This is a genomic window from Streptomyces sp. NPDC007095 (assembly GCF_040634475.1).
Lineage (GTDB): Bacteria > Actinomycetota > Actinomycetes > Streptomycetales > Streptomycetaceae > Streptomyces.
The window spans coordinates 64,741-71,443 of record NZ_JBEYFS010000024.1; the positions used below are offsets into that span (position 1 = coordinate 64,741).

At 72.3% G+C, this 6,703-nt stretch carries 5 protein-coding genes and 1 pseudogene; 2 read left to right on the forward strand and 4 right to left on the reverse strand.

Annotated features, from left to right (window positions below):
* Window positions 1–15 precede the first annotated feature (15 nt).
* The gene (locus ABZ656_RS11400) at window positions 16–2,337 is read left to right on the forward strand and encodes a bifunctional salicylyl-CoA 5-hydroxylase/oxidoreductase (RefSeq protein WP_360266760.1); all 2,322 of its coding nucleotides are present in this window, start codon (window positions 16–18) and stop codon (window positions 2,335–2,337) included.
* On the opposite strand, the pseudogene ABZ656_RS11405 reads toward ABZ656_RS11400, so the two are convergent.
* The 4 genes and pseudogenes from ABZ656_RS11405 to ABZ656_RS11420 all read right to left on the reverse strand — a co-directional run.
* Window positions 2,246–2,863 (reverse strand): annotated as a pseudogene (locus ABZ656_RS11405) (hypothetical protein); the annotation flags it as partial. The gene ABZ656_RS11400 and the pseudogene ABZ656_RS11405 sit on opposite strands and share 92 nt — an antisense overlap.
* 22 nt (window positions 2,864–2,885) lie before the next feature.
* The gene (gene cysC / locus ABZ656_RS11410) at window positions 2,886–3,437 is read right to left on the reverse strand and encodes an adenylyl-sulfate kinase (protein WP_360266763.1); all 552 of its coding nucleotides are present in this window, start codon (window positions 3,435–3,437) and stop codon (window positions 2,886–2,888) included.
* Between the two features lie 113 nt (window positions 3,438–3,550).
* The gene (locus tag ABZ656_RS11415) at window positions 3,551–4,372 is read right to left on the reverse strand and encodes a PaaX family transcriptional regulator C-terminal domain-containing protein (RefSeq protein WP_101401234.1); all 822 of its coding nucleotides are present in this window, start codon (window positions 4,370–4,372) and stop codon (window positions 3,551–3,553) included.
* Between the two features lie 15 nt (window positions 4,373–4,387).
* Window positions 4,388–6,070, reverse strand: a complete 1,683-nt coding sequence (locus ABZ656_RS11420) for an AMP-binding protein (protein WP_101401235.1) — start codon at window positions 6,068–6,070, stop codon at window positions 4,388–4,390.
* Window positions 6,071–6,246: 176 nt separating this feature from the next.
* On the opposite strand from ABZ656_RS11420, the gene ABZ656_RS11425 reads away from it, so the two are divergent.
* Window positions 6,247–6,703: acyl-CoA dehydrogenase family protein (locus ABZ656_RS11425; protein ID WP_360266768.1), on the forward strand; the 457-nt coding region annotated here is incomplete at its 3' end.

The window sequence follows — 6,703 nt, forward strand, 5'->3', positions numbered from 1 at the left end:
CGGACGTGCCCGTCTGTGCGTGTCGCCGTCATCGGCGGCGGCCCCGGCGGGCTGTACGCCGCCGCGCTCCTCAAACGCCTCGACCCGGGCCGCGAGGTCACCGTCTGGGAGCGCAACGCCCCCGACGACACCTTCGGCTTCGGTGTCGTGCTCTCCGACGAGACGCTCGGCGGGATCGAGCACGCCGACCCGGTCGTGTACGCGGCGCTCCAGGACGAGTTCGTGCGCTGGGACGACATCGACATCGTGCACCGGGGCGTGCGCAGCACCTCCGGAGGCCACGGCTTCGCGGCGCTCGGCCGGCGCCGACTCCTGGAGATCTTGCACGAGCGCTGCCGCTCGCTCGGCGTCGAGCTGCGCTTCCGGGCCGAGGCCCCGCCGGTCGCCGAGCTGATGACGGCGTACGACCTGGTCGTCGCCGCCGACGGGGTGCACAGCCCGACCCGGGCGGCATACGCGCAGGTGTTCGGACCGTCGGTCGAGGAGCACCGGTGCCGTTACATCTGGCTCGCCGCCGACTTCGCCTTCGACTCCTTCCGCTTCGAGATCGCCGAGACCGAACACGGCGTGATGCAGCTGCACGGCTACCCGTACTCCCGCCCGTCGCCCGACCACCACCCCTCAACGAGGCCCTCCGGGCCACAGAATCAATTCGGCGCCTCCACCGTCATCGTCGAGATGCGCGAAGAGGTGTGGCGGGCGGCCGGTTTCGCGGACCTCGACGAGCAGGAGTCCGTCGAGGCCTGCGGCAAGATCTTCACCGACGCGCTCGGCGGGCGGCAGCTGCGGTCCAACAAGTCGATGTGGACCACCTTCCGCACGGTGGTCAACGACCGCTGGTCCCACGGCAATCTGGTCCTCCTCGGCGACGCCGCACACACCGCCCACTTCTCCATCGGCTCCGGCACCAAGCTCGCCGTCGAGGACGCGCTCGCGCTGGCCGCCTGCCTGGAGGAGCGGCCCACCCTCGACGAGGCACTCGCCGCGTACGAGGAGGAGCGGCGTCCTGTCGTCGCGTCCACCCAGCGGGCCGCGCGGGCCAGCCTGGAGTGGTTCGAGAACCTGGGGCTGTATCTCCACCAGCCCGCCCGCCAGTTCGCCTTCAACCTCCTCACCCGCAGCCGCCGTGTCACGCACGACAACCTGAGGCTGCGCGACGCGCACTTCACGGCGGCGGCCGAGCGCGAGTTCGGCTGCCCGCCCGGCACACCGCCGATGTTCACCCCGTTCCGGCTGCGCGGTCTGACCCTGCGCAACCGGGTCGTGGTCTCACCGATGGACATGTACGCGGCCGTGGACGGCGTCCCCGGCGACTTCCACCTCGTCCACCTGGGCGCACGGGCGCTCGGCGGCGCGGGCCTGGTGATGACCGAGATGGTGTGCGTGAGCGCCGAGGGCCGCATCACACCCGGCTGCACGGGCCTCTACTCACACCGGCAGGCCGAGTCCTGGCGGCGGATCATCCGCTTCGTGCACGCCCAGGCACCCGGCACCGCGATCGGCGTCCAGCTCGGCCACTCCGGCCGCAAGGGTTCCACGAAGCTGATGTGGGAGGGCATCGACGAGCCCCTGGAGGAGGGCAACTGGCCGCTCGTGGCCGCCTCCCCCATCCCGTACGGACCGCGCAGCCAGACCCCCCGGCAGCTGTCCCGCGCCCAGCTCACCGACATCCGCGAGCAGTTCGCCGCAGCCGCATGGCGTGCCGCCCGCTGCGGCTTCGACCTCCTCGAACTGCACTGCGCCCACGGCTACCTGCTCTCCGGCTTCCTCTCACCGCTCACCAACCGGCGCACCGACGCCTACGGCGGCTCGCTGGAACGCAGACTGCGCTTCCCGCTGGAGGTCTTCGACGCCGTACGGGCCGTGTGGCCGGAGGAGCAGCCCATGACCGTCCGCATCTCCGCCACCGACTGGGCCGAGGGCGGCAACACCGGGGACGAGGGCGTGGCGATCGCCCGGGCCTTCGCCGCGCACGGCGCCGACGCGGTCGATGTGTCGACCGGGCAGGTGGTCGCCGACGAACAGCCCGAGTACGGCCGCTCGTACCAGACCCCGTTCGCCGACCGGATCCGCCACGAGACCGGCCTCCCCGTGATCGCCGTCGGCGCGATCTCCTCCTGGGACGACGTCAACTCCCTGATCCTGGCCGGGCGTACGGACCTTTGCGCACTCGCCCGGCCGCATCTCTACGACCCGCACTGGACGCTGCACGCGGCGGCCGAGCAGGGGTACGAGGGTCCGGGCGTCACCTGGCCCAAGCCCTACCGCGCGGGCAGCCGCCGCCCGCAGACCGGACGTACCGACGCCCCCAAGCCCCGGCTTTCACTGGGGACTTGAGGGCGGCCGAAGGGCGGTCCCGGGCGTCCTGGGCGGAGAGGTCGGCCATGCCCGCCGTCGGTGTCGAGCCGTCCGCCGGGTCGACGAGGAGGAACGCGCCGGTGCGGCGTACGTCCGCCTAGTCGTCGAGCGCGAGCGGCCCGGCGGTGCGCAGGGTGATCCGGCCGAGGTCGTTCGCGGTCAACTCGCCCGCCCCGCCGAGGTCCTTGACGATCGCCTTCATGGTCCGCGTCGTGTGCTTGACCGGCCCCCGGTCGCCGACCTTGAGCGCCCGGTCGGCCAGGTGGCAGACGGCCGCCCTGACGTCCTGTGTGAGCGCGGGCGCGTCCGGTCCGGCGGTGATCGTGTCGCCGCGTGAGACATCGCGCCGGCCGGCCAGGAGCAGGGTCAGCGACTGCGGCGCGTACGCGAGGCCGGCGTCCCTGCCGAGTACGTCGATGCCGACGATCTCGGAGGTCTCACCGGAGGGGTGGACGGTGACCCGGTCCCCGACCCGCAGCGTCCCGGACACCAACCGGCCCGCGTAGTCTGTTCGACGGTCGCGGAGGTCACACGAGCCCCCTCGCCGCGAGCACCGCGTGCACCGAGTCCGCGGACTCCTCCGGGGTCAGCAGATGCGTCTCCAGCGTGAGCGCCGGGTCGAGCGGCGGCTCGTAGGGGTCGTCGACGCCGGTGAGCCCGGTCAGCCGGCCCGCGGCCTGCCGGGCGTACAGCCCCCTCACATCGCGCTCGCTGCACACCTCGACAGGGGTGGCGACATGCACCTCGATGTACGGCGTCCCGCTCGCCTCGTGCCGCTCCCGGACGGCGTCGCGGCTGTCGGCGTACGGGGCGATGACGGGCACCACGGCGAGGACGCCGTTGCGCGCGAGCACCTCGGCGACCAGGCCGATGCGCTGCACGTTGGTGTTGCGGTCCTCGCGCGAGAAGCCGAGACCCGCGGAGAGGAACCGGCGGATCTCGTCGCCGTCGAGGACCTCCACCCGGTGCCCCTCCGCCTTCAGGCGGGTACCGAGTATCCGGGCGATGGTCGTCTTGCCCGCGCTCGGCAGGCCCGTGAGCCAGACAGTGACTCCCTGAGCCCTTGCCGTGGTGGTCATACGTGCGGTCCTCTTCCTGTCCTGGCCTGCGGCTCCCGACGCTAGGTAAGAAACATACGAAGAGGGACGGAAGAGGCTGAGGGTTCCCTTAGCGCCTCATGATGTAACCGAGGTCACACGTCAGTGGGTTCGGTGAAGCTCGCCCCCGTGTCCCGCAGCCGCTCGTGCAGCGCTCGGAACACGGCGGCCGAGCGGGCGCCCGGCCAGTCCTCGGGCAGCAGCGCGGCGGGCAGCCCCGGGTCGGCGTACGGGAGGTGGCGCCAGGTGTCCAGGGCGAGCAGATAGTCGCGGTACGCCTCCTCGGGCGGGGTGTCCGCGCGCCGCCGCCAGTCGTGCAGCACGGCCGCGTGCTGGTCGAGGAAGGCCTCGTGCTGCTTGGCGATCGCCGCCAGGTCCCACCAGCGCGCGACCGCGTCCGCCGTCGCCGCGAAGCCCAGGTGCTCCCCGCGGAACAGCTCCACGTAAGGGTCGAGCCGCAGCCGCGCCAGAGTGTGCCGGGTCTCCTCGTAGAGTCGCGCGGGGGCGAGCCAGACGCCGGGGGCCGCTGTCCCGAAGCCGAGACCGGCGAGGCGTGAGCGCAGTACGTGCCGCTTCTGCCGCTCGGACTCCGGCACGGAGAAGACGGCGAGCACCCAGCCCTCGTCCTCGGGGGGCGCCGTCGCGTACACCCGCCGGTCGCCGTCCCGCAGCAGTTGGCATGCGTCCGGCGACAGCGCGTACCCCGCGCCGCCCGCCGCCGTACGGGCCGGTTCGAGCAGTCCGCGGCGCTTGAGCCGGGACACCGACGAGCGTACGGAGGGCGCGTCGACGCCGACCGCGGCGAGGAGCCGGATCAACTCGGCCACCGGTACGGGGCCGGGCATGAAACGGCCGTACGCGCCGTAGAACGTGACGATGAGGGATCGGGGGGCGTGCTGCTCTGACACGTTGATCACTCTAGTGCGCGAAGATCACTTGGGACCGCCGCCGGTGGACAACTCACCCTCCGGCGCGGGCGACGACGGGGTCTCCCCGCTCGCCGACGGAGCGTCCGTACGCAGCCGGAAGCGTTGCAGCTTTCCCGTCGCCGTGCGCGGCAGGGAGTCCAGGAAGACGAACTCGCGGGGGCATTTGTACGGCGCCAGCTCGGACTTGAGGAAGGCGCGCAGCACCTCGGCGTCCTTGCGCGCCCCCTCCCTGAGGACCGTGTACGCCACCACGACCTGCCCGCGTGCCTCGTCCGACCGCCCCACGACGGCCGTCTCGACCACGTCCGGATGGCGCAGCAGGGCGTCCTCGACCTCGGGCCCGGCGATGTTGTACCCCGCCGAGACGATCATGTCGTCGGCGCGGGCGACATAGCGGAAGTAGCCGTCGGGGTCGCGCACATAGGTGTCGCCGGTGATGTTCCAGCCGCCGCGCACGTACTCCCGCTGCCGGGGGTCGGCGAGATAGCGGCAGCCGACCGGGCCGCGCACCGCGAGCAGTCCGGGCTCGCCGTCCGGCACCGGCGCCCCCTCGGCGTCGACCACCCGCGCCTGCCACCCCGGTACGGGGACGCCCGTCGTCCCGGGGCGGATGTGCTCGTCGGCCGCGGAGATGAAGATGTGCAGCAATTCGGTGGCGCCGATGCCGTTGATGATGCGCAGCCCGGTGCGGCTGTGCCAGTCCCGCCAGGTCGCGGCGGGCAGGTTCTCGCCCGCGGACACACAGCGCCGCAGCGAGGTCGTGTCGTGCTCGTCCAGGTCCGCCAGCATCGCCCGGTAGGCGGTCGGCGCGGTGAACAGCACCGAGACGCGGTGCTCGGTGATCGCGGGCAACAGCTGCTTGGGGCCCGCCTGTTCGAGCAGCAGGGAGCAGGCGCCGGCGCGCATCGGGAAGACGACGAGACCGCCGAGCCCGAACGTGAAGCCCAGCGGGGGACTGCCGGTGAAGACGTCGTCCTCGCGCGGCCGCAGCACATGCTTCGAGAAGGTGTCCGCTATGGCCAGCACATCGCGGTGGAAGTGCACACAGCCCTTGGGGCGGCCGGTGGTGCCGGAGGTGAACGCGATCAGCGCGACGTCGTCGGCGGCCGTGTCGACCGCGGTGAACGGCTCGTCCGGGGCGCCCGTGATGCGCAGCAGCAGGTCGTCGGGCGCGTCTCCGCCGTACGTCGTGATCCGCAGCCCCGGGATCTCCGCCTTCGCCAGGTCGTCGACGGACCGTACGTCGCACAGCGCGTGTGTGACGTGGGCGATTGCGCACATGGTGGTCAGCTCGTGCGGGCGCTGCTGGGCGAGCACCGTGACGGCGACCGCGCCCGCCTTCAGGACCGCCAGCCAGCATGCGGCGAGCCAGGGTGTGGTGGGCCCGCGCAGCAGCACCCGGTTGCCGGGCACGACGCCCAGTTCGGTGGTCAGGACGTGGGCGATCCGGTCCACCCGGGCGAGGAGGTGCCCGTACGTCCACAGGTCGCCGGACGGCGTGCGGAAGGCGGGGCGCTGCGATGGCTTGTCGCCGAGGAGTTCGGCGGCGCAGTTCAGCCGTTCGGGGTAGTGCAGCTCGGGCAGGTCGAAGGGGAGTTCGGGCCACTGCTCGGGGGGCGGGAGGTGGTCGCGGGCGAAGGTGTCGACGTGGGCCGAGGTCGTCGGCTCCAGGGTGTCGCCGTCCATGGAGGTTCGCCCCCTTGTCGTGGTGGGCTCGCAGCGCTCAGCTCGCAGCTCGTGGCTCTCAGTGCTCAGCTCTCAGTGCTCTCGGCTCGCACAAGGAGCGTATCGTGTTGGTGACGACAGTCAACGTCTCGCGATAACCTTGGGTCCGCAGTCCGACGGCGGAGAGGGAACCGGCAATGACCGCATTCTCGCTCGATCCGGCACAGACCGCCTGGTGCGCCGAGCTGCGCGCGCTGGCCGGGGAACGGTTGCGTCCGCTGGCGGAGAAGGGTGAGCCGGGTCACGTCAACCGAGCCCTCGTCGCAGAGTTGGGCCGGCTCGGGCTGATCGACCGGCTGTTCACCTCGGGTGCGCTCGATCTGTGCCTGATGCGGGAGTCTTTGGCGCACGGCTGCACCGAGGCCGAGACGGCGCTCGCCCTGCAGGGCCTCGGTGCGCATCCGGTGCAGGCGTACGGCACCCGGGCGCAGCGCGAGCGCTGGCTGCCCCGGGTCGCGGACGGCAGCGCGGTGGCCGCGTTCGCGCTCAGCGAGCCGGGGGCGGGCGGCCAGGAGTCAGGCGTCAGGCGTCAGGCGTCAGCCGTCAGGCGTCAGCCGTCAGGCGTCAGGCGTCAGGCGTCAGCCGTCAGGCGTC

Coding starts and splice junctions, on each gene's coding strand:
- cysC (WP_360266763.1), bottom strand. CDS start 3,437: ATGACCACCACGGCAAGGGCTCAGGGAGTCACTGTCTGGCTCACGGGC.
- ABZ656_RS11420 (WP_101401235.1), bottom strand. CDS start 6,070: ATGGACGGCGACACCCTGGAGCCGACGACCTCGGCCCACGTCGACACC.